Source organism: Mesorhizobium sp. C372A (assembly GCF_030323245.1).
GTDB lineage: Bacteria > Pseudomonadota > Alphaproteobacteria > Rhizobiales > Rhizobiaceae > Mesorhizobium.
The window spans coordinates 3,671,584-3,697,218 of sequence record NZ_CP100475.1; the positions used below are offsets into that span (position 1 = coordinate 3,671,584).

General features: G+C 63.6%; 24 protein-coding genes. 18 read left to right on the forward strand and 6 right to left on the reverse strand.

Annotated elements, in window-relative coordinates; translation table 11 throughout:
• The 12 genes from murG (at nucleotide 1) to NLY42_RS17470 (ending at nucleotide 15,931) form a co-directional block, all read left to right on the forward strand.
• Complete coding sequence (murG, locus tag NLY42_RS17415; protein WP_023668276.1) at nucleotides 1–1,125, forward strand: undecaprenyldiphospho-muramoylpentapeptide beta-N-acetylglucosaminyltransferase; 1,125 nt, start codon at nucleotides 1–3, stop codon at nucleotides 1,123–1,125.
• Nucleotides 1,125–2,531: a UDP-N-acetylmuramate--L-alanine ligase gene (gene murC / locus NLY42_RS17420; RefSeq protein WP_023668277.1), complete on the forward strand. Its 1,407-nt coding sequence runs from the start codon at nucleotides 1,125–1,127 to the stop codon at nucleotides 2,529–2,531. The genes murG and murC overlap by 1 nt, the downstream gene beginning before the upstream one ends.
• Nucleotides 2,528–3,493, forward strand: a complete 966-nt coding sequence (gene murB, locus NLY42_RS17425) for a UDP-N-acetylmuramate dehydrogenase (protein ID WP_027050618.1) — start codon at nucleotides 2,528–2,530, stop codon at nucleotides 3,491–3,493. The genes murC and murB overlap by 4 nt, the downstream gene beginning before the upstream one ends.
• A 302-nt stretch (nucleotides 3,494–3,795) precedes the next feature.
• Complete coding sequence (locus NLY42_RS17430) at nucleotides 3,796–4,722, forward strand: D-alanine--D-alanine ligase (protein ID WP_023668279.1); 927 nt, start codon at nucleotides 3,796–3,798, stop codon at nucleotides 4,720–4,722.
• Nucleotides 4,710–5,651 carry a cell division protein FtsQ/DivIB gene (locus tag NLY42_RS17435; protein ID WP_023688033.1) on the forward strand — a complete coding sequence of 314 codons (942 nt, stop codon included), beginning with the start codon at nucleotides 4,710–4,712 and terminating at the stop codon, nucleotides 5,649–5,651. The genes NLY42_RS17430 and NLY42_RS17435 overlap by 13 nt, the downstream gene beginning before the upstream one ends.
• On the forward strand, nucleotides 5,648–6,955 hold the full coding sequence (gene ftsA / locus NLY42_RS17440) for a cell division protein FtsA (protein WP_023688034.1): 1,308 nt from the start codon (nucleotides 5,648–5,650) through the stop codon (nucleotides 6,953–6,955). The genes NLY42_RS17435 and ftsA overlap by 4 nt, the downstream gene beginning before the upstream one ends.
• 66 nt (nucleotides 6,956–7,021) lie before the next feature.
• Nucleotides 7,022–8,680 carry a cell division protein FtsZ gene (gene ftsZ / locus NLY42_RS17445; RefSeq protein WP_023756376.1) on the forward strand — a complete coding sequence of 553 codons (1,659 nt, stop codon included), beginning with the start codon at nucleotides 7,022–7,024 and terminating at the stop codon, nucleotides 8,678–8,680.
• Nucleotides 8,681–8,951: 271 nt separating this feature from the next.
• Complete coding sequence (gene lpxC, locus NLY42_RS17450) at nucleotides 8,952–9,899, forward strand: UDP-3-O-acyl-N-acetylglucosamine deacetylase (protein ID WP_023668283.1); 948 nt, start codon at nucleotides 8,952–8,954, stop codon at nucleotides 9,897–9,899.
• Between the two features lie 263 nt (nucleotides 9,900–10,162).
• Nucleotides 10,163–11,032, forward strand: coding sequence for an outer membrane protein assembly factor BamD (locus NLY42_RS17455; RefSeq protein ID WP_023668284.1), 870 nt, complete (start codon nucleotides 10,163–10,165; stop codon nucleotides 11,030–11,032).
• Nucleotides 11,033–11,249: 217 nt separating this feature from the next.
• Nucleotides 11,250–12,923, forward strand: coding sequence for a DNA repair protein RecN (recN, locus tag NLY42_RS17460; protein WP_023753531.1), 1,674 nt, complete (start codon nucleotides 11,250–11,252; stop codon nucleotides 12,921–12,923).
• A 111-nt stretch (nucleotides 12,924–13,034) separates the two neighbouring features.
• The gene (gene ligA, locus NLY42_RS17465) at nucleotides 13,035–15,239 is read left to right on the forward strand and encodes an NAD-dependent DNA ligase LigA (RefSeq protein WP_023753530.1); all 2,205 of its coding nucleotides are present in this window, start codon (nucleotides 13,035–13,037) and stop codon (nucleotides 15,237–15,239) included.
• Nucleotides 15,239–15,931 carry a DUF2461 domain-containing protein gene (locus NLY42_RS17470; protein ID WP_023753529.1) on the forward strand — a complete coding sequence of 231 codons (693 nt, stop codon included), beginning with the start codon at nucleotides 15,239–15,241 and terminating at the stop codon, nucleotides 15,929–15,931. Before ligA ends, NLY42_RS17470 begins: the two co-directional genes overlap by 1 nt.
• A 22-nt stretch (nucleotides 15,932–15,953) precedes the next feature.
• Here NLY42_RS17470 and NLY42_RS17475 read toward each other — a convergent pair whose 3' ends face one another.
• A complete protein-coding gene (locus NLY42_RS17475; protein ID WP_023753528.1) occupies nucleotides 15,954–16,712 on the reverse strand; it encodes an SDR family NAD(P)-dependent oxidoreductase in 759 nt (252 codons plus the stop codon).
• 117 nt (nucleotides 16,713–16,829) lie between these two features.
• On the opposite strand from NLY42_RS17475, the gene NLY42_RS17480 reads away from it, so the two are divergent.
• Both NLY42_RS17480 and NLY42_RS17485 read left to right on the forward strand, forming a co-directional pair.
• Nucleotides 16,830–17,558, forward strand: coding sequence for an AzlC family ABC transporter permease (locus tag NLY42_RS17480; RefSeq protein ID WP_023668289.1), 729 nt, complete (start codon nucleotides 16,830–16,832; stop codon nucleotides 17,556–17,558).
• The gene (locus NLY42_RS17485) at nucleotides 17,555–17,851 is read left to right on the forward strand and encodes an AzlD family protein (RefSeq protein ID WP_023741691.1); all 297 of its coding nucleotides are present in this window, start codon (nucleotides 17,555–17,557) and stop codon (nucleotides 17,849–17,851) included. Before NLY42_RS17480 ends, NLY42_RS17485 begins: the two co-directional genes overlap by 4 nt.
• Before the next feature lie 155 nt (nucleotides 17,852–18,006).
• On the opposite strand, the gene NLY42_RS17490 is transcribed toward NLY42_RS17485, so the two are convergent.
• The 3 genes from NLY42_RS17490 to NLY42_RS17500 form a co-directional block, all read right to left on the reverse strand.
• On the reverse strand, nucleotides 18,007–19,851 hold the full coding sequence (locus tag NLY42_RS17490; RefSeq protein WP_023753103.1) for an aminopeptidase P family protein: 1,845 nt from the start codon (nucleotides 19,849–19,851) through the stop codon (nucleotides 18,007–18,009).
• A gap of 105 nt (nucleotides 19,852–19,956) precedes the next feature.
• On the reverse strand, nucleotides 19,957–20,829 hold the full coding sequence (locus NLY42_RS17495) for a 50S ribosomal protein L11 methyltransferase (protein ID WP_023733063.1): 873 nt from the start codon (nucleotides 20,827–20,829) through the stop codon (nucleotides 19,957–19,959).
• Nucleotides 20,830–20,911: 82 nt separating this feature from the next.
• Nucleotides 20,912–21,487, reverse strand: a complete 576-nt coding sequence (locus NLY42_RS17500) for an SCO family protein (protein ID WP_023697009.1) — start codon at nucleotides 21,485–21,487, stop codon at nucleotides 20,912–20,914.
• Nucleotides 21,488–21,669: 182 nt separating this feature from the next.
• On the opposite strand from NLY42_RS17500, the gene NLY42_RS17505 reads away from it, so the two are divergent.
• The 3 genes from NLY42_RS17505 (at nucleotide 21,670) to NLY42_RS17515 (ending at nucleotide 23,705) form a co-directional block, all read left to right on the forward strand.
• Nucleotides 21,670–22,188 carry a CreA family protein gene (locus NLY42_RS17505; protein ID WP_023753104.1) on the forward strand — a complete coding sequence of 173 codons (519 nt, stop codon included), beginning with the start codon at nucleotides 21,670–21,672 and terminating at the stop codon, nucleotides 22,186–22,188.
• A 60-nt stretch (nucleotides 22,189–22,248) separates the two neighbouring features.
• Nucleotides 22,249–22,890: an LbetaH domain-containing protein gene (locus tag NLY42_RS17510; RefSeq protein ID WP_023733062.1), complete on the forward strand. Its 642-nt coding sequence runs from the start codon at nucleotides 22,249–22,251 to the stop codon at nucleotides 22,888–22,890.
• 383 nt (nucleotides 22,891–23,273) lie between these two features.
• A complete protein-coding gene (locus NLY42_RS17515) occupies nucleotides 23,274–23,705 on the forward strand; it encodes a low affinity iron permease family protein (protein WP_023750938.1) in 432 nt (143 codons plus the stop codon).
• A 26-nt stretch (nucleotides 23,706–23,731) separates the two neighbouring features.
• Here NLY42_RS17515 and NLY42_RS17520 read toward each other — a convergent pair whose 3' ends face one another.
• Nucleotides 23,732–24,598 carry an SDR family NAD(P)-dependent oxidoreductase gene (locus NLY42_RS17520; RefSeq protein WP_023753527.1) on the reverse strand — a complete coding sequence of 289 codons (867 nt, stop codon included), beginning with the start codon at nucleotides 24,596–24,598 and terminating at the stop codon, nucleotides 23,732–23,734.
• Between the two features lie 130 nt (nucleotides 24,599–24,728).
• Here NLY42_RS17520 and NLY42_RS17525 point away from each other — a divergent pair, with 130 nt between their 5' ends.
• Complete coding sequence (locus NLY42_RS17525) at nucleotides 24,729–25,010, forward strand: hypothetical protein (RefSeq protein WP_023668298.1); 282 nt, start codon at nucleotides 24,729–24,731, stop codon at nucleotides 25,008–25,010.
• 12 nt (nucleotides 25,011–25,022) lie between these two features.
• Here NLY42_RS17525 and NLY42_RS17530 read toward each other — a convergent pair whose 3' ends face one another.
• Complete coding sequence (locus tag NLY42_RS17530) at nucleotides 25,023–25,598, reverse strand: TMEM175 family protein (RefSeq protein ID WP_023682120.1); 576 nt, start codon at nucleotides 25,596–25,598, stop codon at nucleotides 25,023–25,025.
• Nucleotides 25,599–25,635 lie beyond the last annotated feature (37 nt).

Here is a 25,635-nt window from a genome sequence, read left to right on the forward strand (position 1 = left end):
ATGGCGCGGGGTGTCATCCTTCTCGCTGCTGGCGGAACAGGCGGACATCTGTTTCCGGCCGAGGCGCTGGCGCATGAGCTGATCGAGCGCGGCTGGGGCGTGCATCTGGCGACGGACGACCGCGCCGAGCGCTTTGCCGGCCATTTCCCGGCCGCCGCCATCCATCCGATCCAGTCGGCGACGATGGGCTCGAAAAACCCTGTCGCGCTGCTTGGCGCGTTCTGGAAGATCTGGCGCGGCGTGCGCCAGGCCTCCGCCGTCATCGCCAGGATCAAGCCTGATGCGGTCGTCGGCTTTGGCGGTTATCCGACCTTGCCACCGCTCTATGCCGCGACGCGGCGCAAGCTGCCGACGCTGATCCATGAGCAGAACGCAGTGATGGGCCGCGCCAACCGGGCGCTGTCCGGGCGCGTCGATGCCATCGCCGGCGGATTCCTGCCGCAAGATGAAAGTGCCACAGGCGCCAAGACGGTGACGACAGGCAATCCGGTCAGGCCGCCAATCCTGGAGGCGGCCAAGACGCCCTACACCGCATCCAAAGGGGCGGATCCGTTCAGGCTCCTGGTGTTCGGCGGCAGCCAGGGCGCGCAGTTCTTTTCCGACGCCATGCCGACGGCGATCGCACTTCTGCCGGAGGCGCAGCGCAAGCGGCTGGTGATCACCCAGCAGGCCCGCGCCGACGACGTGGCGCGGGTGAAGGCCGGCTATGCGGCACTCGGCGTCCATGTCGAGGTCTCGCCCTTCTTCACCGACATGGCACAGCGCATGGGCGCGGCGCATCTGGTGATCTCGCGCTCCGGCGCCTCGACGGTTTCGGAGATCGCCGTCATCGGCCGGCCGGCGCTGCTGGTGCCTTATCCCTATGCGCTGGATCACGATCAGGCGGCGAACGCAGCCGCCCTTGCCGCGGCGGGCGGCGGCGAGGTGCATCCGCAATCGTCACTGTCGCCGGAGCGCATCGCGGCTCTCATTGGCGGGCTGATGGACACTCCCGAGCGGCTGACGGCCATGGCTGCCGGAGCGAAGTCGGCTGGCCGGCCGAACGCGGCACGGTTGCTCGCTGATCTCACAGAGGCTATTGCGTCCAGAAAAACCGTTTCGGATTTCAGGAAAGGGACGCATTGATGAAGATGCCGCAGACCATCGGCCTTGTGCATTTCATCGGCATTGGCGGCATCGGCATGAGCGGCATCGCCGAGGTTCTGCACAATCTCGGCTACAAGGTGCAGGGTTCGGACCAGGCCGACAGCGCCAATGTCCAGCGGCTGCGCGACAAGGGCATCGAATGCTTTGTCGGCCACAAGGCCGAGAATATCGGCGCGGCCGAAGTGGTGGTCGTCTCCACCGCGATCAAGAAATCCAATCCCGAGCTGAAGGCCGCGCGCGAAAAACTGCTGCCGATCGTGCGCCGGGCCGAGATGCTGGCCGAACTGATGCGCTTCCGCCAGGCGGTCGCGATCGGTGGCACGCATGGCAAGACCACAACCACGTCGATGGTGGCGACGCTGCTCGATGCCGGCGGGCTCGACCCGACGGTGATCAATGGCGGCATCATCAATGCCTATGGCACCAATGCCCGTATGGGCGATGGCGAGTGGATGGTGGTCGAAGCCGACGAAAGCGACGGCACCTTCCTCAAGCTGCCGGCCGAGATCGCCGTCGTCACAAACATCGATCCCGAGCATCTGGACCATTATGGCAGTTTCGACAAGGTGCGCGAGGCGTTCCGGCAATTCGTCGAGAACGTGCCGTTCTACGGTTTTGGCGTGATGTGCACCGACCATCCGGAAGTACAGGCGCTGGTCAGCCGCATCGAGGACCGCCGCGTCATCACCTATGGCGAGAACGCGCAGGCCGATGTGCGTTTCACCAACCACCGGATGGCCGGTGCCGTCTCGGCATTCGACGTGGTGATCCGCGACCGCAAGACCGGCGGCCAGACGACGATATCGGATCTGCGGCTGCCGATGCCCGGCCGCCACAACGTCTCCAACGCCACCGCCGCAATTGCGGTCGCGCATGAACTCGGCCTATCGGCCGAAGCGATCAAGAAAGGGCTGTCGTCCTTTGCCGGCGTCAAGCGGCGCTTCACCCACACCGGCTCGTGGAACGGCGTCGACATCTTCGACGATTACGGCCACCACCCGGTCGAGATCACGGCGGTGTTGAAAGCGGCGCGCAGCGCCACCAAGGGCCGCGTCATCGCCATTGCGCAGCCGCACCGCTTCACCCGGCTGCACGATCTGTTCGACGAATTTTCGGTCTGTTTCAACGATGCCGACACGGTGATGGTGGCGCCGGTCTATGCGGCGGGCGAGGAGCCGATCGACGGCGTGACCTCGGAGGCGCTGGTGTCGCGCATCCGCTCCGGGGGCCATCGCGATGCGCGCTACGTCGAAACCCCTGCCGCGATTTCGCCCGTCATCCGCGCGTTGGCGAAACCGGGCGACTTCGTCATCTTCCTGGGCGCCGGCAACATCACCCAATGGGCCTATGCGCTGCCTGGGGAACTCGGCGGTACCGTCTCATGATGCGCGGCCAGGACCTGCTCGACAAACTTGGCGACCGGCTTGCCGGCCTGCGCGGCCGCATCACGCCCAATGCCGAGATGGACAAGATCACCTGGTTCCGCGCCGGCGGTCTGGCGGACGCCCTGTTCCAGCCGGCCGACGAGGAGGATCTGGCTGCCTTCCTGCGCGCCGTGCCGGAGGACATCCCGCTCACCATCGTCGGTGTCGGCTCCAACCTCCTGGTGCGCGACGGCGGCATTCCAGGGTTCGTCATCCGGCTTTCGGCCAAGGGCTTTGGCGAGGCCGAGGTGGTTTCGCCGACCGTCATCAAGGCCGGTGCTGCGACGCCCGACAAGCGCGTCGCGGCCGTCGCTTATGAGGCCGGTATTGGCGGCTTTCATTTCTATCACGGCATTCCCGGCGCCATCGGCGGGGCGCTGAGGATGAATGCCGGCGCCAATGGCGTCGAGACGCGGGAACGTGTCGTCGAGGTTCGGGCGCTCGACCGCAAGGGCAATCTCCACACCCTCAGCAATGAAGACATGGGCTATGCCTATCGTCACTCGGCCGCACCTGCCGGGCTGATCTTCACCTCCGCGGTTTTCGAAGGTGTTCTGGAAGACCAGGAGGCGATCAAGGCGGCCATGGACGCCGTCCAGACGCATCGCGAGACGGTGCAGCCGATCCGCGAGAAGACCGGCGGCTCGACCTTCAAGAATCCGGAAGGCACCTCGGCCTGGAAGGAAATCGACAAGGCCGGCTGCCGCGGGCTCATGATCGGCGGCGCGCAGATGTCGCCGATGCACTGCAACTTCATGATCAACACCGGAACAGCGACCGGATACGACCTCGAATATCTCGGCGAGACGGTGCGCGCCCGCGTGCTTGAAAATTCAGGCATCCGCCTGCAGTGGGAAATCAAGCGGCTCGGCAATTTCCGCCCCGGCCATGCCGTGCAGGAATTCCTCGGACAGCTTCTTTAGCGCAAGCTGAAGTTCATGTGATGCTTGAACTTCAAACGGTCTGAAACAACAGCGCCACCGTTGCTCCAAAGACTCACAACACGCTTTTTCCGGCCGTTTTCGCGGAAAGTGAATCTGTCGGAATCATAAGCACTTGCCAGCGAATCAACTCTCTGATTCTCTGCCTTAAAGCGTTTCCTGATTTGAGTCGTTCGACGCGTCGACCGCGTTTTCCGTCTGGGGGGCAACCTGCCGGGAGACTCGGACTCAATCTGGTCGCTGAATGCGTGGTTGCGGGCCCGCCGTGAGAGGGATGACGGGATATGAAGAACAAGCATGTGGCTGTCCTCCTGGGCGGATTCTCGTCCGAGCGGCCCGTGTCTCTGTCTTCGGGAAAGGCGTGTGCGGATGCGCTTGAGAATGAAGGCTACCAGGTTACCCGCGTCGATGTTGCGCGCGATGTCGGCGCCGTGCTCACCGAACTCAAGCCCGATGTCGTCTTCAACGCACTGCACGGCCCGTTCGGTGAAGACGGCACCATCCAGGGCATCCTCGAATATCTGGCCATTCCCTACACCCATTCGGGCGTGCTCGCCTCGGCGCTCGCCATGAACAAGGAGCAAGCCAAGAAGGTCGCCAAGGCTGCCGGCATCGCGGTGGCGGAATCGAAGGTTGCCAGCCGCTTTGCCATCCAGAACAAGCATCCGATGAAGCCGCCCTACGTGGTCAAGCCGGTCAATGAAGGCTCAAGCTTCGGCGTCGTCATCGTGCATGAAGGGCAGTCGCATCCGCCGCAGGTCATCGGCTCGTCCGAATGGAAATATGGCGAGACCGTCATGGTCGAGCGCTACATCCATGGGCGCGAGCTGACCTGCGCCGTCATGGGCGACGTGGCGCTCGGCGTCTGCGAGATCATTCCGACCGGCCATTCCTTCTACGACTATGATTCAAAATACGTCGCCGGCGGATCAAAACACGAAATCCCTGCTAAAATTTCATCAAATATTTACCAAAAAATACAGACACTGGCGCTCAAGGCACATCTGGCTATCGGCTGCCGGGGCGTTTCCCGATCGGACTTCCGCTATGACGACCGTCACTCCGAAAACGGCGAGATTGTCTGGCTCGAGATCAACACTCAGCCGGGCATGACGCCGACGTCTTTGGTGCCTGAAATCGCCGCCCAGGCCGGGCACTCGTTTGGCGAATTGTTGAGTTGGATGGTGGAGGACGCTTCGTGTCTGCGTTGAAATGGGGACAGGACAAGGGCAGGGGCGGCGCCGGGCCGGCGCTGTTCGGCATGCCGTTGTCGTTCGACCATTTCGTGCTGCCGCGCGTGCTGCGCCGGCCGGTGCGCGTGCTGGCGCGCCTGGGCGGCGGCGACTTCGTCGCGCCGCGCTTTTCCGCGGCCATCCTGTCGGCTTCGCTCATTGCATCAAGCAGCCTCTATGGCGCCATTCTCGGCGGTCATGCCGACGACATCGTCCAGAGCATCACCGCCCGGACCGGCTTTGCCGTCGACCAGATCAAGGTGGTCGGCAACCGCCAGACTTCGGAGATCGACATACTGGACCGGCTCGAGCTCGACGGCTGGACGTCACTGATCGGCTTCGATGCCGAGGCCGCGCGTGAACGTATTGATACCTTGCCCTGGGTCGAAGTGGCGGCGGTGCGCAAGGTCTATCCACATACGCTGGAAGTGCGTGTCGAGGAGCGCGAGCCCTTCGCGCTCTGGCAGCAGGGCGCGGAGCTTTCGGTCATCGAACGCTCCGGCGCGGTGATCGCGCCGTTCTCCGGCGGCAAGCAGGCGCTGCTGCCGCTGATCATCGGCACCGGCGCACCGGCCAAGGCGCCCGACTTCGTGGCCAAGATCAACAAATTTCCCGAGCTCGCGGCTCGGGTCAAAGGCTATATCCGCATCGGCGAACGGCGCTGGGATCTTAAGCTGGAAAACGGCATCACGATCAAGCTGCCCGAGGATGGCGAGGATCAGGCGATCGCCGATCTGGTTCGGATGGACCACGACAACGGGCTTCTGACGCGGGACATCGCAGCCGTCGACATGCGCATCTCCGATCGCCTGGTGGTGCAGCTGACGCCGGAAGCGGCGACGCAGCGCCAGGCCGCGCTCAATGAAAAGCCGCAAAATCTGAAGCGCAAGTCGGGGACGAAGATATGAGCTGGCTTGGCGGCAACAGCGATGCCTCTTCGCGGCGTTCCGGCACGCTCACCGTGCTGGATGTCGGCTCGAGCAAGGTTTGCTGCGTGGTGGCGAAACTGAAGCCGCGCGAGGACGGCAAGCTGTTGCGCGGCCGCTCGCACCGCATCCAGGTGATCGGCATCGGCCACCAGAAATCGCAAGGCGTGAAGTCGGGCGTGGTCGTCGATCTCGACCGCGCGGAGCACGCCATTCGCCTGTCCGTCGACGCAGCCGAACGCATGGCGGGACTGACCGTGGATTCGCTGATCGTCAACATGACGGCGGGCCGGCTGAAGAGCGAAACCTATTCGGCCACCATCAATCTCGGTGGCCATCAGGCCGACGAAGCCGACATCAAGCGCGTGCTTGCCGCCGGCGCCAAGCAGGCGCTCAAGGCCGAACGCGACGTGATCCATTCGCTGCCCGTCGGCTTTTCGCTGGACGCCGAGCGCGGCGTGCGCGATCCGCGCGGCATGGTCGGCGACCAACTCGGCGTCGATATGCATGTGCTGACGGGCGATGCCGCGCCGCTGCGCAATCTGGAGCTCTGCATCAACCGCTCGCATCTTTCGGTCGAGCGCATGGTGGCGACGCCCTATGCCAGCGGGCTTGCGGCCCTGGTCGACGACGAACTGGAAATGGGTGCGGCCTGCATCGACATGGGCGGCGGCACGACGACCATCTCGGTGTTTTCGGAAGGCAAATTCGTCCACGCCGATGCCATTGCCATCGGCGGCAATCATGTGACGCTCGATATGGCCAAGGGCCTGTCGACCTCGCTCGACGCCGCGGAGCGGCTGAAGGTGATGCATGGTTCGGCGCTGCCCGGCAGTGCCGACGATCGCGACCTGGTCTCGATCCAGCCGATCGGCGAAGACGGCGAGATGCCGCTGCAGATCCCGCGCTCGGTGATGACGCGCGTCATCCGCGCCCGCATCGACGAGACGCTGGAACTGTTGCGCGACCGGCTGAACAAGTCGGGCTACGGCAATGCCGTGGGAAAACGCGTCGTGCTGACCGGCGGCGCCAGCCAGCTTGCGGGTCTCCCCGAGGCGGCGCGCCGCATTCTGGGACGCAATGTGCGCATCGGACGCCCGCTCGGCGTGGCGGGCCTGCCGGAAGCTGCCAAGGGGCCGGCTTTCTCGACGGCGGTCGGGCTGCTGATCTATCCGCAGATGGCGAGCTTCGAGAGCCATCCGGCGAAAGGAATTTCCGGTCTCAGGATGACCGGAACGGGCGGAAAACTGCATCGCATGAGTCAGTGGTTGAGAGACAGTTTCTAATTGACGGGGACAGCCCCATAGGCGGCCGCGGCGGCGAAGCGGCGGGAAAGGCAAAGGACGGAGACAATGACGATCAATCTGCAAAAGCCGGACATCACCGAGCTCAAGCCGCGGATCACCGTATTCGGTGTCGGCGGCGGCGGCGGCAATGCCGTCAACAACATGATCACCGCGGGCTTGCGCGGTGTCGAGTTCGTCGTGGCCAACACCGATGCACAGGCGCTGACCATGTCGAAGGCCGAGCGGCTGATCCAGCTCGGCGCGCATGTCACCGAGGGGCTCGGCGCCGGCTCGCAGCCTGAAGTGGGCCGTGCGGCGGCGGAAGAGTGCATCGATGAGATCATCGATCATCTCTCCAACACCCATATGTGCTTCGTCACCGCCGGTATGGGTGGCGGCACCGGAACCGGTGCGGCTCCCGTGGTTGCCCGCGCGGCGCGCGAACGGGGTATCCTCACCGTCGGCGTCGTCACCAAGCCGTTCCATTTCGAAGGCCAGCGCCGCATGAAGACGGCGGATCTCGGCATCGAGGAGCTGCAGAAATGTGTCGATACCCTGATCGTCATCCCCAACCAGAACCTGTTCCGGCTGGCGAATGACAAAACCACCTTTGCCGACGCCTTCGCCATGGCCGACCAGGTGCTCTACTCCGGTGTTGCCTGCATCACCGACCTGATGGTCAAGGAAGGCCTGATCAATCTCGACTTCGCCGACGTGCGTTCGGTGATGCGCGAAATGGGCAAGGCGATGATGGGCACCGGCGAAGCTTCGGGCGAGGGCCGCGCGATGGCCGCCGCCGAGGCGGCGATCGCCAATCCGTTGCTCGACGAGACCTCGATGAGGGGCGCCAAGGGCCTGCTGATCTCGATCACCGGCGGCCGCGACCTGACCCTGTTCGAAGTCGACGAGGCCGCGACCCGCATCCGCGAGGAAGTCGACCAGGACGCCAACATCATCCTCGGCGCCACCTTCGACGAGGAACTCGAAGGCGTCATCCGCGTCTCGGTGGTCGCCACCGGCATCGACAAATCGGCAGCTGAAATCGCCGCGGCGCCGATCTCGATCCGGGCCGTGCCGCCGCAGCAGAAGCCGGTCAGCCGCCCAGCGGCTCCGGGGGCGGAAGGCCGTCCGGCACCGGTCCAGCAGCAGACCTATGAGCAGCGCGCGGCCGATCCGGTGGCCGAGGCGATCCAGCTTGCCGAGGCCAATGCGGCGGCAATGGCTCGTCCGGCGCCGATGGCCCAGGCGGAAGATTTCCGCCCGCAGAGCAAGATCTTCCAGGCCCCGCCTGCCCAGCCGCAGCCTGTCGTGCAGCAGGTGATGCAACCGGCGCCGATGCGGGAAATGCCGCAGCCGGTGGCTGCCGTACCGCAGCGCATGCCGCGGGTGGAGGATTTTCCGCCGGTGGTGCGGGCCGAGGTGGAAGCCAAGGGCCGTCCGGCCGACCATGAAAACAGCGGGCCGATGGGGCTGCTCAAGCGGCTGACCAACGGGCTGACGCGCCGCGAAGAAGAGCCGGCCCGGTTGCAGCCGGCACAGCCGCGCGAACCGAAACTGCGCCAGGCGGCGCCGGAAATGCGCCGCCTTGCCAGCCAGGATCCGCAGCTTTACGCGCCGCGCCGCGGCCAGCTCGACGATCAGGGCCGGTTGACGCCGCAGACCAGGTCGACCCAGGAAGACGACCAGCTGGAGATACCGGCTTTCCTGCGCCGCCAGGCCAACTGAGCCGTTAACGGTATGTAACACTTGTTAACAGGCAGACGAGAGATTGTCTGCCTGTTAACGTTTAAAGTGGTTTAGTAACAAGGCGTTACGATGTGACGCTCAAGGTCTGTCGCGGTTACACAGAGTAAGAAACCGTGATTTGGAGTCTCCCTGACAGACCATTATCTTTGCCGCAGCACTTTCGGTGTGCTGGGATTCGGGGAAGTGGCCCTGCCTGCCGATAAAAAAGAGCCGCGCCTTTTGGGTTAAAGCGGACTTAGGCGTTTGGGCTATGGGGTTTGTCTTGCAAGACTATCAGACGACACTGAAATCGCGTGCAACGCTGACCGGTACCGGCGTTCACAGCGGCAAACCGGTCACCGTCAATTTCCTCCCTGCGGACGCCGACACCGGCGTGCTCTTCCACCTTTCGAACGGAAGCGAGAGCCGCGAGTTCCGCGCGCTGGTTGCCGAAGTCGGCGCGACCGATCTCTGCACCATGCTCGGCGATCCGGCAGGCGAGCATATCGCCACCGTCGAACATCTGATGGCGACGCTTTTCGGGCTCGGCATCGACAACATCGTCATCGAGATCGACGGTCATGAGGTTCCGATCCTCGATGGCAGTGCGGTGGCGTTCGTGGAAGCCATCGACCAAGCCGGCATCGAGACGCTGGCGGTCAAGCGCCGCTACATCAGGGTGGTCAAGCCCGTCCGCATCGAGAATGGCGCGTCCTGGGCCGAGTTCAGGCCCTATAGCGGCACGCGCTTCGAGGTCGAGATCGATTTCGAAAGCCCGGCGATCGGCCGCCAGCTATTCGCCTCCGACATCAACCCCGACATCTTTCGCCAGGATATCGCGCGCGCCCGCACCTTCGGCTTCATGAAGGATGTCGAGCGGCTGTGGGCGGCCGGCTATGCGCTGGGCTCCTCGCTGGAGAACTCGCTGGTGATCGGCGACGACAACCGGGTGATCAACATGGGCGGCCTGCGCTATCCCAATGAGTTCGCTCGCCACAAGACGATGGACGCGATGGGCGATCTGGCGCTGGCCGGCGCCCGTTTCATCGGTTGTTTCCGCTCCTATCGCGGCGGTCACCGGATGAATGCGGCTGCTTTGCGGCGGCTTCTGTCCGACCGTTCGGCCTTCGAGGTCGTCGAGACCACGCGCCGCGAGCGCGGCCGCACCGCCGAGATGAGCGCCGTCACCGGCCCTGTCTTTGCACCTTGGGTGATCTGATTCTTAACGATTTTCTGGCTTTCTGAGCGCGGGCTGGTGTTGCATGAATGCATCACCGGCGGGTGAAAGCGCATAGCGTTCGAGCCAACACCAAGTCGCCACAAAAATGTGCGATTGGCTAGACATAGCGTTGCTGGGCAAGGCAGTTATGGTTTATGGCTGCTGCCGTGTGTTAGGCGCATGTCGCTCAAAAGTGGGGATCAGTTTTGAGGGAACGCCATGCGAAAGGCATTGAACTAACGCCGAAAGGGCGCAATCCAATCATGTTCTTCAAGCGAGTTGGTCAATCGAAAGCGCCGTATCGGGCTGTTTTCCTGGCGCTTTCGGTGGTTGTGCCATCGCTGTTCCTCTCGGCCTGCATGTCGTCCGAGAAAGACGTCGACCTGTCGACCTATGTCGACCAGACCGAACCGGCCGACGTCCTTTACAATCAAGGCCTTGCCAATCTCAATGCCGGCCGCCTGGATGAGGCGAGCAAGAAGTTCGACGCCGTCGACCGCCAGCACCCCTATTCGGAATTCGCCCGCAAATCGATGGTGATGGGCGCCTTCGCCGACTATCGCGCCGGCCGTTATGACGAAGCAATCGGCTCGGCCAAGCGCTATCTGACGCTTTATCCGTCGACCGACGACGCGGCTTACGCCCAGTATATTATCGGGCTGAGCTACTACAAGCAGATCAAGGACGTCACCCAGGATCAGAAGGAAGCACGCCAGACCGTGCAGACGATGCAGGATCTGGTGACGCGCTGGCCGACGTCGGAATATGTCGACGACGCCAAGGAAAAGATCCGTTTCGCCAACGACCAGCTGGCCGGCAAAGAGATGCAGATCGGCCGCTATTATCTCGAGCGGCGCGAATACATTGCTGCCGTCAAGCGCTTCCGCAACGTGGTCGAGAACTATTCCAACACCCGCCATGTCGAAGAGGCGCTGGCGCGTCTGGCCGAAAGCTACTACGCGATGGGCTTGACCTCGGAAGCGCAAACCGCCGCTGCGGTGCTCGGCACCAATTATCCCGACAGCCAATGGTACAAGGATACCTACAAGCTGTTGCAGAGCAACGGGCTTGAGCCGCGCGAGAATGCCGGATCGTGGATATCCAAGGCCGGCAAGCTGATCACCGGCGCCTGACGCCCGAGCATCGACTGAGGCGGACGCGCTTTTCGGATTGATCCGACGCTCAAACAAAAAGATAGTGCGGCGCTGCGACTCCATCGGTCGCATGCCGCTTCACAGCGGTTCAGTGGTTTGATTGAGGCGCTGAACCGTCCTAACTTTTTGTTCTACGCAATTCCGGACGGAAAACCGCTACGCACTTTTCCTGGAATTGCTTGAGGTCCGGGTTCTGATGCTTTCCAGACTGTCGATCCGCGATATCGTCCTGATCGAGAAGCTGGATATCGACTTCCAGCCCGGCCTTTCCGTGCTGACCGGTGAAACCGGCGCCGGCAAATCCATCCTTCTCGACGCGCTGTCGCTGGCGCTTGGCGCCCGCGGCGACGCCTCGCTGGTGCGGCACGGTGCTGCCCAGGGCCAGGTCATTGCCGTCTTCGATGTGCCGCGCAACCACCCGGTGCGCGCGCTGCTGGCCGAGAACGCCATCGAGGATGACGGCGACATCATCCTGCGCCGGCTGCAGACGGCGGATGGCCGTACCCGTGTCTTCGTCAACGACCAGCCGTCCAGCGTCACGCTGATGCGCGACATCGGCCACGCGCTGGTCGAGATCCACGGCCAGCATGACGAGCGCGCCCTGGTCGATCCAGGCGCGCATCGCGAATTGCTGGACAGTTTTGGCGGCCATCTCGGCGCCGCCCGCGCGACCGGCGAGGCGTGGCGCTACTGGCGTGGCGCCGAGCAGGAGTTCGTCAGGCACCGCGCCAAGGTCGAGGCGGCGGCGCGCGAGGCCGATTACGTCAGGGCCTCGGTGGCGGAACTGGCAAAGCTCGATCCGCAGCCCGGCGAAGAGACACAGCTGGCGGAATTGCGTGCAACGATGATGCGGGCGGAAAAGATCGCCTCGGAAATACACGATGCACAGGATGTGCTGTCAGGCCCGTCCTCGCCATTGCCGCAACTGGCCAGCCTGCTGAGGCGCCTGCAGCGCAAGGCCAGCGAAGCGCCGGGACTGCTCGAGGATGTGGTGAAGTCGCTGGACGAGGCGATGCTGTCGCTGGATGCGGCGCAATCGGGCGTCGAGGCGGCACTGCGCGCCACCGAATACGACCCGCAGCGGCTGGAGAAGGCGGAGGAGCGGCTGTTTTCGCTGCGTGCGGCCTCACGTAAGCACAGTGTGGCCGTCGACGATCTGGCGCAACTGCGCGACACCATGTCCGCCGATCTCGCCGATCTTGATGCCGGCGAGGGGCGCCTGCATCTCTTGGAGAAGCAGGCCGCCGCCGCGCGGGAAGCCTACGATATTTCCGCAGCCCAGCTGTCCTCGCTTCGCCACGCCGCCGCGGTCGGGCTGACCAAGGCTGTCATGGCCGAGCTGCCAGCGCTGAAGCTGGAACGGGCCGAGTTCATCGTCGGGCTGACCAGCGATGGCGAAAACCGCACGGAAGAGGGCATCGACCAGGTCGAGTTCTGGGTGCGCACCAATCCCGGTACCAGGCCCGGCCCGATGATGAAGGTCGCCTCCGGCGGCGAGCTGTCGCGCTTCCTGCTGGCGCTCAAGGTGGCGCTGGCCGACCGTGGCTCGGCGCCGACATTGGTCTTCGACGAGATCGACACCGGCGTCGGCGGCGCAGTGGCCGATGCGATCGGCCAAAGGCTGGCTAGGCTGTCGAAGCGCGTGCAGGTGCTGTCGGTCACGCATGCTCCGCAAGTGGCGGCACGTGCTGCGACGCATTTCCTGATCTCCAAATCCGGCGGCTCGGACAAGGTTGCCACTGGCATTGCCGAGATGGACCGGGCGGCGCGCCAGGAAGAGATCGCACGCATGCTGGCCGGCGCCACCATCACCGAAGAGGCGCGCGCAGCCGCGGAACGGCTGCTGCGCGAGAATATTGCTGCAGCGTAGTCGTCGCAAGGCTTTCGGACTGAGTCAGGATATGGCTCCATCCCGCTGTTCAGGAATGCTTTTTCCGAAATCCTGATTTATGGTGCCTCGCCACTGTCCAGGGACCGCTGCATGTCTGAAAAACCAGTCGAATCGTTGAGCGAAAGCGAAGCCGCGGATGAGCTCCAGCGGCTGGCCGAGGAGATCGCCGGTCATGACCGGCGCTATCATGCCGAGGACGCGCCGACGATTACGGACGCAGAATATGACGCGCTGCGGCGGCGCAATCTTGCCATCGAGGAGCGCTTTCCCGGTCTGGTGCGCGAGGATTCGCCCTCGCTGCGGGTCGGCGCCGCGCCGGCGGAAGGCTTTGCCAAGGTGCGCCATGCGGTGCCGATGCTCAGCCTCGCCAAGGCCTACACAGACGAGGACGTCACCGATTTCATCGAGCGTGGCCGGCGCTTCTTCGACCGCGACAAGGACCTCGACATCGCGTTTACGGCCGAGCCGAAGATCGACGGCCTGTCGGCGTCGCTGCGCTATGAACGCGGTGTGTTCGTGCAGGGTGCTACGCGCGGCGACGGCACTGTAGGCGAGGACATCACCGCCAATCTCAGGACCATCGCCGACATCCCCGCCAAGCTGAAAGGATCGGGCTGGCCCGAGACCATCGAGATCCGCGGCGAGGTCTACATGACCTATGCGGAATTCGAGGCACTGAAGGCCCGCTCGGCGGCGGTGGGCGGCCAGGACTATGTCAATCCGCGCAATACGGCAGCGGGCTCCTTGCGACAGAAGGATGCGTCCGTCACCGCCAGCCGCAATCTTAAATTTTTTGCCTATGCCTGGGGCTATACGACAGCGGATCCGGCGCCGACCCAATATGATTCGGTGCAGAAATTCGCCGAATGGGGGTTCAAGGTCAGCCCATTGATGGTGCGGGCGAAGTCTGTCGAGGAGCTGATCGCGCACTACCACAAGATCGAGGAGCTGCGTTCGTCGCTCGGCTACGACATCGACGGTGTCGTCTACAAGGTCGACCAGCTGGAATTGCAGCGTCGCTGGGGCTTTGTCACCGGCGAGCCGCGCTGGGCGGTTGCGCATAAATTCCCGGCCGAACAGGCGATGACGACGGTGCAGAAGATCGACATCCAGGTCGGCCGTACCGGTACGCTGGCGCCGGTGGCGCGGCTAGCGCCGGTCACGGTCGGCGGCGTGGTGGTCGAAAACGTCACGCTGCACAACGAGGACTACATCAAGGGTTTTGACAGCAACGGCTTGCCGATTCGCGACGGCATCGATGTCCGCATCGGTGACACGGTTGTCATACAACGGGCGGGCGATGTCATTCCGCAGATCGTCAGCGTCGTCGTCGACAAGCGGCCGGCTGATGCGGTGCCTTACGAATTCCCGCACATTTGTCCGGTCTGCGGCTCGCCGGCGACGCGCGAAATCAACGAGAAGACCGGCAAGGAGGATTCGCGCCGGCGCTGCACCGGCGAGCTGATCTGCGCCGCGCAGGCCGTGGAGCGGCTGCGTCATTTCGTGTCGCGCGGCGCGCTCGACATCGAGGGGCTGGGCGCCGAGAATATCGACCTGTTCTTCAATTCGGGACTGGTCAAGACCGCCGCCGATATCTTCACCCTCAGGGATCGCCGCCCGGCCGTCACCAGGGCGCTGGCCGAGCGGCGCGAGGAGCAGGCCAGGCAGCGCGAGGCGGCATCGGGCAAGGCGCGCAAGAATGTGCGCGGTGTCGAGGACCGCAATTATGAAGGCCTCGACAAGCTGTTCGCGGCCATCGATTCGCGCCGCGAGCCGGAGCTCGACCGCTTCATCTTCGCACTCGGCATCCGCCATATCGGCGAAACGACGGCGGCCGTGCTTGCCCGGACGTTTTCGACCATCGAGGAGCTGATCCGCGTCGGCAAGGAAACGGCGGCGGCTGAGGATCCGCACAGCGTCTTCCCCTCCATCAACGGCATTGGCGACACGGTGATCGATGCGTTGCGCGATTTCTTCGGCAATGAACGCAATGACGACGTGCTCGACAGACTGCTCGAACAGGTCAAGCCGAAGCCGTATGTCGTCACCGTGTCGGCCGACAGCGAGGTTGCCGGCAAGACCATCGTCTTCACCGGCACGCTGGAAAAGATGACACGCTCCGAAGCCAAGGCGATGGCCGAACGGCTCGGCGCCAAGGTGGCGGGTTCGGTGTCGGCGAAGACCGATCTGCTGGTGGCCGGGCCGGGCGCAGGCTCCAAACTGAAGCAGGCCAGCGAACTCGGCGTCGAAGTCATCGACGAGGACACCTGGCTGCAACGGGTCGGCAAGGCGTGATGGCCGGTTCGTTCAAAGGTTTCGGGCAAAAAGTCATCCCGTTCCTCAAGGCGCTCGACTTCCACCAGAGCCGCGAATGGTTCCAGGAAAACCGCGCGCTTTACGACAGCGAGTTGCATGAGCCGTTCTGCGATCTGGTCGAGACGCTGACCGAGCGCTTCGCGGCGGCGGGTCTGGGCTTGCGCGGGGACCGCAAGAAGTCGCTGTTTCGCATCAACCGCGACGTGCGCTTCGCCAAGGACAAGCGGCCCTACAACCAGCATTTGTCGGCCATGCTGTCGCCGGACGGCACCAAGATGGAGCAGGGCGTGTTCTTCGTCTATGTCGGGATCGACCGCTGCTTTGCCGATGTCGCCTGGTGGAATCCGGAGCCGTCCCTGCTGCTGGCGATGCGCAAGGCGATCATCGCCCGGCCGGCCGAGTTCCGAAAACTGCTTTCAACCCTTAGGAAAAACGGCTTCGAACTCGAAACCGAGGGCCGCATGAAGCGCACGCCGCGCGGCTTCGAGCAGGTCAACGAACCCGATCTTGTCGACGCCATCCGCAACCGGCACTTCTATGTCCAGCACATGATCGATCCGGCCGGCATCCACGCGCCAGCGCTGGTCGACGAGCTTGTCGATTTCACATTGCGCGCCAAGCCGTTGCTCGACTGGGGCAGGGTGATCCAGGGCACGGCACCGCGGAGCTAAATCAGCCCGGCGCACTGCACGGCTACATCCGCATCAAAAGACCGCCGTCGACTGCCAGTTCGATGCCGGTGATGTAGCTTGCCGCATCGGAAAGCAGGAATAGCGCGGCATTGGCCATGTCCTGCGGCGTGCCGATGCGGCCGAGCGGCGCATAATTGGCAACGGCCGCGCGTTTCTCTTCGGTGTCCCAGCGCGCCTGCAGCGGCGTCAACGCCATTCCCGGGCAGATCGAATTGGAGCGGATGCCATCGCCCGCCAACTGCATGGCGAGCGACTTCGACAGCGCACAGACGCCGGCCTTCGATGCCTGGTAGGCATCCTGCGGGGTCGGATCGCCGCGATACCACTGGATGGTGGAGAAGTGCACCATGGCGCCGCCGCGTCCGCCGGCCCGCATATGCGGAACCACCGCCCGCGCGGTGTGGACGAAGGATTTCAGATTGATGTTGAAGACCTGGTCCCAGACATCGAGGTCCATCTCGAGGGCCGATTTGTCGCGACCGAACCAGAGCACGCCTGCGACATTGGCGAGATAATCGATGCCGCCGCGCTCGCGGCCCGCGGCATTGATGGTCTGCTCGACGAAGGCGACGTCGGTGAGGTCGCCCTGGGCAAAGGTGAGCCGGTCGTCATAGGCGGCAAGCGACGCCGGACGCGGCTTGACGTCGATGGCGGTGACCGAGGCGCCGGCATCGAGCAGCGCCAGCGAGATCGCCTCGCCCATACCGCCACCGGCGCCGGTGACGACCGCGTGCCTGCCGGTGAAGTCATAAGCGATCATCCGAACCCCCTCATTTGTTTTTTACAACATCAGTTTCGCTGATTTGTTGGCTCAAGCGAATTCGTCTGACTTTTCAAACGCCGGCTCCTACATAGCAGCGCGAGATGGGAATGTGACATGTCGGCAGAGACCTTAAGCGAAAATTCCGTGGCCAGCGACTTCTGGGACGGCGTGCGGCTGTCGATGCCGGTGGTTGTCGCCGCGGCGCCATTTGGGCTGCTGTTCGGCGCCATCGCCGTCGACAACGGCTTTTCCGTTCTCGAAGCTTTCTTGATGAGCGCGCTGATCTTCGGCGGCGCCAGCCAGATGGTCGGCATCGAATTGTTCGGCCAGCATGTCGCGCCATGGCTGATCGTGCTGTCGATCTTCGCCGTAAACTTCCGTCACGTGCTTTACTCCGCCAGCATCGGCCGGCGAATCGCGCACTGGCCGGTTATCAGCCAAGCGCTGGGCTATTTCGTGCTCACCGATCCGCAATTCGCGGTGGCCGAGCGTAAGGCCGAAGCCGGCGAGACCGTTGGCTTTGCCTGGTACATGGGGCTTGGCCTGCCGGTCTATGTGTTCTGGGGGATCGAGAGCGCGCTGGGCGCGGTGTTCGGCAAGCTGATCCCGGACACGCATGCGCTCGGCATCGACTTCCTGCTGCCGATCTATTTCCTCGGGCTGGTCATGGGCTTTCGCAACCGGCCACTGTGGCTGCCGGTGGTGATCGCCAGCGCCGCGGCGTCGATCATTGCCTACAAAACTGTGGGATCGCCATGGCACGTCTCCATCGGCGCCGTTGCAGGCGTGCTTCTGGCCGTCATCCTGCCGCCGCACCATAGCGGTGTGGAGGCAAAACGATGAGCGCGACCTTGTGGATCATCATTGCCGGCGCGATCGCCACCTATCTCACCCGCGTCGGCGGCCATCTGGTGATCTCGCGCTTCGACCACATCCATCCACGCGTCGAGGCGGGTTTGAATGCCGTGCCGGCCGCAGTGTTGACGACGCTGGTGGCGCCCGCCGCACTTAGCGCCGGACCGGCGGAATGGGCGGCGCTGGTCGTCGCCGCTGTGGTCTCGCTGCGCGGCGGCCTGATGGCGATGTTTCTGGCCGGGGCGGTGGTGCTGGTCCTCGCGCGGCAGTTTGTGGCATAGGGCGCCTGCGCGCGGAACAGTTTCGAACTGTCGGCGCCGCCGCTCATTGCCCTGCCGGGCGTTCGTCACTCGAAAAGCCAAGCAATTGGCTTTTCGTCCGCTTCGCGGACCGCTCCTCACCTCCCCGTATAGTGACGGGGAGAAAGAAGCTCATTTCAGATCTTGGCGTCGTGCGGCAGCGGCGCTGTCGCTTTCTCCAGCCAAGCCAGCGTCTCGCCGTCGAGCATCGGGCCGATCTCGGCCAGCACCCAGGCATGGTAAGTATCCAGCCAGTGCAACTCCTCGCGCGTCAGCAGGTCGGTGCGGATCAGCCTGATATCGATCGGCGCCAGCGTCAGCGTCTCGAAACCGTGCATGGCGATGTCGCCGCCCTCCACCTGTTCAGCCGGCGTCACCAGGATCAGGTTCTCGATGCGGATGCCGTAGGAGCCTTCCTTGTAATAGCCGGGCTCGTTGGACAGCATCATGCCGGCCAGCAGCTTTTCGGTGCCGGTGCGGGCGATACGCTGCGGCCCTTCGTGCACCGCCAGATAGGAGCCGACGCCATGGCCGGTGCCGTGGGCAAAGTCGCAGCCATGCTTCCACAGCGCCATGCGCGCCACCGCGTCGATTTCCGAGCCGCGCGTGCCCGCGGGAAAGCGCAGCGTCGAAATGCCGATCATGCCCTTCAACACCAGCGTGAAGCGCTCGCGCATCTCCTCGGTCGGCTGGCCGATCGGCACGGTGCGGGTGATGTCGGTGGTGCCATCCTGATACTGGGCACCGGAATCGAGCAGGAACAGCTCGCCCTTTGCCAGCTCGCGGTTGGTGGCGCGCGACACGCGGTAGTGCATGATGGCGCCGTTCGGACCGCTGCCGGAAATGGTGTCGAAGGAGACATCGCGCAGCGGCATCTGCGTTTCCTCGCCGGTCTGCCGGCGCACCTCCTCCAACTTGGTGACAACGGTTATTTCGTCGAGCGTGCCCGGCTTTTGCCGTTCCAGCCAGCACAGCAGTTTCGCCACGGCCGCCCCGTCTCGGCGGTGCGCGGCGCGGCTGCCGGCGATTTCCGCCTGGTTCTTGGTGGCGCGCGGAATGCGGGCGGGATCGGCCGCTGAAACAAATGCGCCGCCATTGTCCTCGACCAGCATTCTCAGCTTCTCCGCCGCCAGCACCGGGTCGAGCGCGATCTTGGCGCCGCCCTTGGCAAGGGTAACGACCGCCGCCTCGAATTCGCCGGGCTCGTGCAGATCGGCGAGTTGGGTGAGATAGGCGGCGACCGTGCGCGAAAACTTGCGCTGGTCCATGAACAGCTGGTGCTTGCCGTCGGCGGCAGGGATCGCGAAGCCGAGCGCCAGCGGCGTGTGCGGCACGTCACCGCCACGGATGTTGAAGGCCCAGGCGATCGAGGAGGGGTCGGTGAGCACGGCGTGCGTCGCGCCCTCCTTGCCGATTGCCGCCACCAGCCGCGCCAGCTTGTCCTTGGCGAGTTCCCCGGCAAAGCCGATCGGGTGGATTTCGACCGGCGCCACGGGCGGCGCCGGCTGATCCTTCCAGATGATGTCGATCGGGTTCCTGTCGAGCGGCACCAGCGTCGCGCCGGATTGCTCGGCCGAGGTTTTCAGCGCCTTGACCTCAGCGATCGTGTGCAGCCACGGGTCGAAGCCAAGCCTGGCGCCCTTGCCGAGATTGTCCTTGATCCAGGAGGCCGGCGGGTTGTCGACGAGACTCTCGATCGCAAAAATGTCGAGATCGACCTCGTGGCGCACTTGCAAGGTATAGCGGCCATCGACGAACATGAAGGCGCGGTCACGCTGCACAAGTGCTACGCCCGCCGAGCCGCTGAAGCCGGTCAACCATTTCAGCCGCGCCGAGCGATCGGCGACATACTCGCCCTGGTGCTCGTCGGCGCGCGGCACCAGGAAACCGTCGAGGCCATTATCCGCCAGCCATCGCCGCAGCAACGTCACGCGCGGCTTGCCGACGCTGGGGTCGCCTGCGGAATCGAAGGTCTGGAACATGGTATGCCTCCTGTATCGGGCGCGACCGTAGCGCATGACCCGGAAAACCGGAATCGATTTTCGCCAATCGCAACAGGCTCGGATTGGTCCAAAGCGCGTTGCGTCTCAGTGCTTCAGGTGGATCGTCACCCAGCCTTCGCGATGCAAGGTCCTGACATGCCGGAAATTCTGGCCGACATAGGCCGAGATCACCGCATTGCATTGGCGCTCGAGGATGCCGGACAACACGATCGAGCCGCCGAGGCTGATGTGCCTGGCCATCTCAGGCGCCAGCCGCATCAGCGGCCGCGCCAATATGTTGGCGACGATGAGGTCGAAAGGCGCGCGCTTGCCGAAGATCGGGTGGTGGAAGCCGGGCGCCGTCACCGTTTCAACCAGCGCCTTGACGTGGTTGAGGCGGGCATTGGCGGCGGCGACCCTGACGGCGATCGGATCGATGTCGGTCGCCAGCACCGGAATATGCGCCAGTTTGGCGACGGCGATTGCCAGCACCGCGCTGCCGGTGCCGAGGTCGAGGGCATTCCTGGGACGTTCGCGGCGCACGACCCGTTCCAGCATTTCGAGGCAGCCGGCCGTGGTGCCGTGATGGCCGGTGCCGAAGGCAAGGCCGGCCTCGATCTCGATGGCGAGTTCGCCGCTGTGGCGCTTCCGGCGGTCATGCGCGCCATGGACGAAGAAACGTCCGGCGCGCACCGGCTTCAGTCCCTCCAGCGAGCGCGCCACCCAGTCGATGTCGGGCAAAACCTCGCGCTCGATCGGCTTCGACAGGGACAGTCCCACAAGGCTGTCTTTTAGCCGCGCCTCAACCGCGTCGACATTGCCGTCGGTGTAGAGCGAAACCTCATAGATGTCGCGGTCTTCATCGACTTCGAGCACGGCGATCGGCAGGCCTTCATCCTCGAAAGCCGGCTCGAGCGCGGCAAAGATGCGGTCGGCCTCGATCTTCCCAGCGATGAAGTGGAGCCTGGTCTGACCCATCAGTTGGTCTCTTGCTTGAGCATGATCTCTGGACAACACTTTTCTGTCCGAGAAAACCGGATTCCACATTTAGGGATCATGCCTAGCCTGCTGCCAGCCGCTTCAGCTTGGCAATCGCGGTATCGGCGCTTTCGCCATAGGCGATGGTGCCCGAAAACTCGCCCTTGGCATTGAGCAGCAGCGCCGAGGCGGTGTGGTCCATCGTATAATCGCCGTCGCCGGTGTCGACCTTCTTCCAGTAGATGTTGAAGGACTTCGCCATGGCGTGCACCTTGTCGGGATCGCCCGATATGCCGACGATGCGGTCGGAGAAATTGCTGACGTAAGTGTTCATCACAGGCGGCGTGTCGCGCTCTGGATCGACGGTAACGAAGTAGGCGTTGAGGTTCTTGCCGTCGTCGCCCAGCGTCTTCAGCCAGCCGGCCATTTCGAACAAAGTGGTCGGGCAGACTTCCGGGCAATGGGTGAAGCCGAAGAAGACGATGCTGGGTTTTCCCCGGAAGGCGGCTTCGGTGATTGGCGCGCCTTTCTGGTCGACCAGCGTGAATGGCGCGCCATACGGTTCGCCACCATAGTGGCCGCGATAGAAGTCAAAGGTGAGCCAGCCGATGCCCGCCGCCATCAGAACGAGAATGCCGACCAGAATTGAACGCATCATCAGGAATTGTCCGTAGCAGAAATCATCGAGCGCCGGATCGGCGCCTCTCTGCCGGCAGTCTTAGCCGGTCGCAGGGGGCAAGGCAAAGATGCCGCGTTGCCGCAACCGGGCTGGGCGCTACCTTGCAAACAGCTGGCCCTTATCCCACCTGAGACCGGCAAACTGAACCTGAGGAGGCTCCCTTGCAAAGACGGACTGGGCAGAGACGGATTGGGCAGAAACTGATCGGCGGCGCGCTGGCCGCATGCATTGCCCTTGGCGCCGGTGCCGCAGCGGCAGAGGAAGTCGGCAAGGTCGGCGTCGATTGGGTCGGCAACGACATCATCGTCGAGGCGATCAAGGATCCCAAAATCGACGGCGTGACCTGCCATGTCTCCTATTTCGACCGCAGCGTCATCGACCGGCTGCACAAGGGCAACTGGTTCGAGGATCCGTCTGATTCCTCGATCTCCTGCCGCCAGACCGGGCCGATCACCATCGGCGACATCGACATGAGCGAGGGCGGCGAAGAGGTGTTCAAGCAAGGCATCAGCCTGATCTGGAAGAAGCAGGTGGTGAACCGCATCTACGACAAGAAGAACGAGACGCTGATCTATCTCTCGCATTCGCGCCAAGTGCAGGACGGCTCGGCGAAAATGTCGGTGACGACCGTGCCGCTGTTCGGCCAGAACGTGGTGTGGACCGGCGGCAAGCCGAAATAACGATCCTCCGGGCGCAACGCGACAATTGCTTCCGCAATTGCGCGGGGGTAAATCCGCCAGATGGACCGTACCGAAAACCTCGTCCTGAAAGATCCCGAGCCGCGCATCCATTCGACCGCGGAGCTGAAAGCGTGCAAGCTTGGCCGCTATGCCTCGATCGGCGAACGGGTGGTGCTGCGCGAGGTCAATGTCGGCGATTTCTCCTATTTCGAGCGCCACGCCGAGGCGATCTACACGACGATCGGAAAATTCTGCTCGATCGCCGCCAACAGCCGCATCAATGCCTTGGAGCATCCGATCGAGCGGATCACGCAGCACAAGCTCAGCTACCGGCCGAACGAGTATTTCCGCTGGCTGGGCGTCGACGCGGCGTTCCGCGCGCGGCGGCAGGCCAAGGCGGTCGGCATCGGCAATGATGTCTGGATCGGCCATGGCGCCGTCATCATGCCCGAGATCAGCATCGGCAATGGCGCCATCATCGGCGCCAATTCGGTGGTGACGCGGGATGTGCCGGCCTACACAATCGTCGCCGGCGTACCGGCGAAGCCGTTGCGCATGCGCTTTCCCTCCGAGATCGCGGCGCGGATCGAAAGCCTTGCCTGGTGGGACTGGCCGCCGGAGAAACTCGCCAAAGCGGTTCCCGACATGCAGGCCTTGCCGATTGAGGATTTCCTCGATCGTTGGGAGCAAGAGCATTCCTGAGAGCTCGCCGCGCGTGCGCGGTTTCATCGACTGGCTGGCCGAAATCCTGGCGCCAAAATTCTGAACGGCACGTGTCGGGAAGAGTTCCGCCGGTCTGCGGCAACGCAACGGACCCCTTCCGCCATGCGGGGGTGGCGCAGCGGAAGGGGCTTTGGAGACAAATCCGCCGTGAAGCGGAACGAACAGGTTTTGGCCTGCATGGTGACTAATGGCAACAAACCGATAAGGCGGCTTTTCACGGCGCTGCGCCTTTGGCGTGCATACAATTGCACCAGCGATGCCCTCTGCGACAGGGAACCGGAAGCGGCTGCCGGTTGTTTATTGTTGGAGCGATGAATGCGGCCTTGGTCAGCTCGTCGCGCTTTGAACGGTTGAGGATGTGAATGATCGAAAAGCTGTTTACCAGAATCGCCAACACCGTTTCGCACTTGGCGGGCCTGCCGCCGACTTTCATCGCCTGTTGCGCCATCGTTATCGTCTGGGCGGTAAGCGGGCCATTCTTCGGCTTCTCCGATACGTGGCAGCTCGTCATCAACACGGGAACGACGATCATCACCTTTTTGATGGTGTTCCTGATTCAGAACACCCAGAACCGCGACGGCGCCGCGGTTCAGGCCAAGCTCGACGAACTGATCCGCGTCAGCGAGGGCCACAATCATTTCATCGGCATCGAGCACCTGACCGAATCCGAGGTCGAGGAGATCAGAGACAAATGCGAGCGGGCGGCAAAACGCCATGACCACGAGCTCGCCGAACTGGCGGGCAAGAAGGCCGTCGCGCAAAAGCGCACCGCGAAAAAACGCGCGCCCGCCTGAGTCTCGGCTTTGGCTGAGTTCGACGATCAGTTTCCCATAAAGGCCGCGAAAGCGTCCTTATGGTCGGGGTGCCAGCGCGAGAGAGCAGGCCGGTTCTCGATGATGTCGCCGATCGCCCAGGCCATGCGCTTTTCATCGGTCGGCCGCATCACCTCATTGTCGGGGCACAGGATGTAGAAGTCCCCGCGCGCCAGCGAAGCCAGCATGAAGTCGACCACCTGCTCGCCGGTCCAGGCGCCAGCGGGTTTTTCGACCGCTCCTTCGGTGAGGCCGGTGAAGGTGAAGCCGGGAATGAGAAGATGCGCCGCGACCTTCGCGCCCGGCTCGTTGCGCAATGCGTGCGCCAGGCCTTCGGTGAACGTCTTCAATGCCGATTTGGATACGTTGTAGGCGAGATTGCCGGGTGGCGTGGTGATGCCTTGCTTGGAGCCGGTGTTGATGATCAGGCCCGGCTCTCCGGAGGCCAGCATGGCCGGCGCAAAGGCCTCGACGCCATGTACGACGCCCCAGAAATTGATGTCGATCAGCCGCTTCCAGGCGTCGCCGTTCTCCCACGGTTTTCCCGGATTGTTGCCGACGCCGGCATTGTTCATCAGCAGCGATACGGCGCCGAAAGCGGCATGCGTCTTTTCCGCCAGCCGGCCGAGTTCGTCGGCCTTCGAGACGTCTGTGGCGACCGTAAGCACGGCATTCTCGCCGGCGATCGCGGCGACTGCCTGGCGGGCCGCATCGAGGCGCGCGCCGCCAATGTCGGCCAGCACCAGTCTCATGCCCATAGCCGCCAGCCTTTTGGCGGCGGCAAGCCCGATGCCGCTGGCGCCCCCGGTGATGACGGCGACGTTGCCTCGGCTGAGGGCGGGCAAAGCGGATTGGATTTCGGCGTCGGAGGTCATGATCTTTTCCTAGGGTTCGGGTGGCGCCGAACTTAGCGCGGGACGCGCATCGTGCAAGGCCGTCCCGCGTGTTCGGGTTGACCGCATCAACGGCGGCTGTGCATGCTGCGGCTGAACAGGAGACTGCCGATTGACCGACTGGGTTGCGATCCTGAAGGAGCAGACCGCCACCGGCGACCAGATGGGCCGCGAGGTGCCACAGATGCTTGCCAATCCGGACATAAGCGAAGCGCAGGTGAAGACCTTGTTTTCGGCACTCGAAAAACAGGCCGAGTTCGTCGAGAAATTGCGCATGGCGCTGGAAAAATTCGGCCATGATTTTTCGATCATCAAGGCGGCCGAGCGGCTGGAGGAGCGCTATGCCGACCTAGCCGCGTCGGTTGCCGAAAAGCTGAAGGCGATGCGCAAGTAGAGGCGTCCTACGCTACTTTTCCAGCACCCGCGAAAAACGCGTGTCCGGAACGAACCAGACGGCGGCCACCAGCACGAAGATCGCAACGCCGATCCATTGGTTGACGAAGGCAAGCGGGACGGCGGCGGCGTAGAGGGCCACCGAGATCTTGCCCTTGCGGTCATTGCCCAGCGCCTTGGCGAAGGCGGTGTCGTTGCCGTGCAAATGGTGCAGCTTGGTGGCGAGAAAGGTGTAGGCGACCGCGCACAGCACCAGGTCGATGCCATAGACGGCGACGGGGACCGGCGCGAAATGGTTCTCGCCCATGAAGGCCGTCGTCGCCGGCATCAGCGACAACCAGAACAGAAGGTTGAGGTTGGCCCACAGCACGCGGCCGTCGACCCTTTGGACGGTGTGGAACATGTTGTGCAGATTGTTCCAGTAGATACCGACATTGATGAACGACAAGACATAGCTGAAAAAGATCGGCCACAGCGGCAGAAGCGCTGAAAAATCCTCCCCATGGGGCACTTTCAGCTCCAGCACCATGATGGTGATGATGATGGCGACCACCCCATCGGTGAATGCCTCGACTCTGCCTTTTCCCATGGATTCTCCTTCTCGATGGAAAGACGTTAAGCGAGGA

Bases quoted from the DNA above. Each gene is read 5' to 3' on its own strand.
- NLY42_RS17510 (WP_023733062.1), top strand. From the start codon at position 22,249: ATGGACCGTACCGAAAACCTCGTCCTGAAAGATCCCGAGCCGCGCATC.
- NLY42_RS17475 (WP_023753528.1), bottom strand. From the start codon at position 16,712: ATGATCGCTTATGACTTCACCGGCAGGCACGCGGTCGTCACCGGCGCC.
- NLY42_RS17430 (WP_023668279.1), top strand. From the start codon at position 3,796: ATGAAGAACAAGCATGTGGCTGTCCTCCTGGGCGGATTCTCGTCCGAG.
- NLY42_RS17455 (WP_023668284.1), top strand. From the start codon at position 10,163: ATGTTCTTCAAGCGAGTTGGTCAATCGAAAGCGCCGTATCGGGCTGTT.
- ftsA (WP_023688034.1), top strand. From the start codon at position 5,648: ATGAGCTGGCTTGGCGGCAACAGCGATGCCTCTTCGCGGCGTTCCGGC.
- NLY42_RS17520 (WP_023753527.1), bottom strand. From the start codon at position 24,598: ATGACCTCCGACGCCGAAATCCAATCCGCTTTGCCCGCCCTCAGCCGA.
- lpxC (WP_023668283.1), top strand. From the start codon at position 8,952: ATGGGGTTTGTCTTGCAAGACTATCAGACGACACTGAAATCGCGTGCA.
- NLY42_RS17470 (WP_023753529.1), top strand. From the start codon at position 15,239: ATGGCCGGTTCGTTCAAAGGTTTCGGGCAAAAAGTCATCCCGTTCCTC.
- recN (WP_023753531.1), top strand. From the start codon at position 11,250: ATGCTTTCCAGACTGTCGATCCGCGATATCGTCCTGATCGAGAAGCTG.
- NLY42_RS17530 (WP_023682120.1), bottom strand. From the start codon at position 25,598: ATGGGAAAAGGCAGAGTCGAGGCATTCACCGATGGGGTGGTCGCCATC.
- NLY42_RS17490 (WP_023753103.1), bottom strand. From the start codon at position 19,851: ATGTTCCAGACCTTCGATTCCGCAGGCGACCCCAGCGTCGGCAAGCCG.
- NLY42_RS17485 (WP_023741691.1), top strand. From the start codon at position 17,555: ATGAGCGCGACCTTGTGGATCATCATTGCCGGCGCGATCGCCACCTAT.
- NLY42_RS17500 (WP_023697009.1), bottom strand. From the start codon at position 21,487: ATGATGCGTTCAATTCTGGTCGGCATTCTCGTTCTGATGGCGGCGGGC.
- NLY42_RS17515 (WP_023750938.1), top strand. From the start codon at position 23,274: ATGATCGAAAAGCTGTTTACCAGAATCGCCAACACCGTTTCGCACTTG.
- ligA (WP_023753530.1), top strand. From the start codon at position 13,035: ATGTCTGAAAAACCAGTCGAATCGTTGAGCGAAAGCGAAGCCGCGGAT.
- murC (WP_023668277.1), top strand. From the start codon at position 1,125: ATGAAGATGCCGCAGACCATCGGCCTTGTGCATTTCATCGGCATTGGC.
- NLY42_RS17495 (WP_023733063.1), bottom strand. From the start codon at position 20,829: ATGGGTCAGACCAGGCTCCACTTCATCGCTGGGAAGATCGAGGCCGAC.
- murG (WP_023668276.1), top strand. From the start codon at position 1: ATGGCGCGGGGTGTCATCCTTCTCGCTGCTGGCGGAACAGGCGGACAT.
- ftsZ (WP_023756376.1), top strand. From the start codon at position 7,022: ATGACGATCAATCTGCAAAAGCCGGACATCACCGAGCTCAAGCCGCGG.
- murB (WP_027050618.1), top strand. From the start codon at position 2,528: ATGATGCGCGGCCAGGACCTGCTCGACAAACTTGGCGACCGGCTTGCC.
- NLY42_RS17480 (WP_023668289.1), top strand. From the start codon at position 16,830: ATGTCGGCAGAGACCTTAAGCGAAAATTCCGTGGCCAGCGACTTCTGG.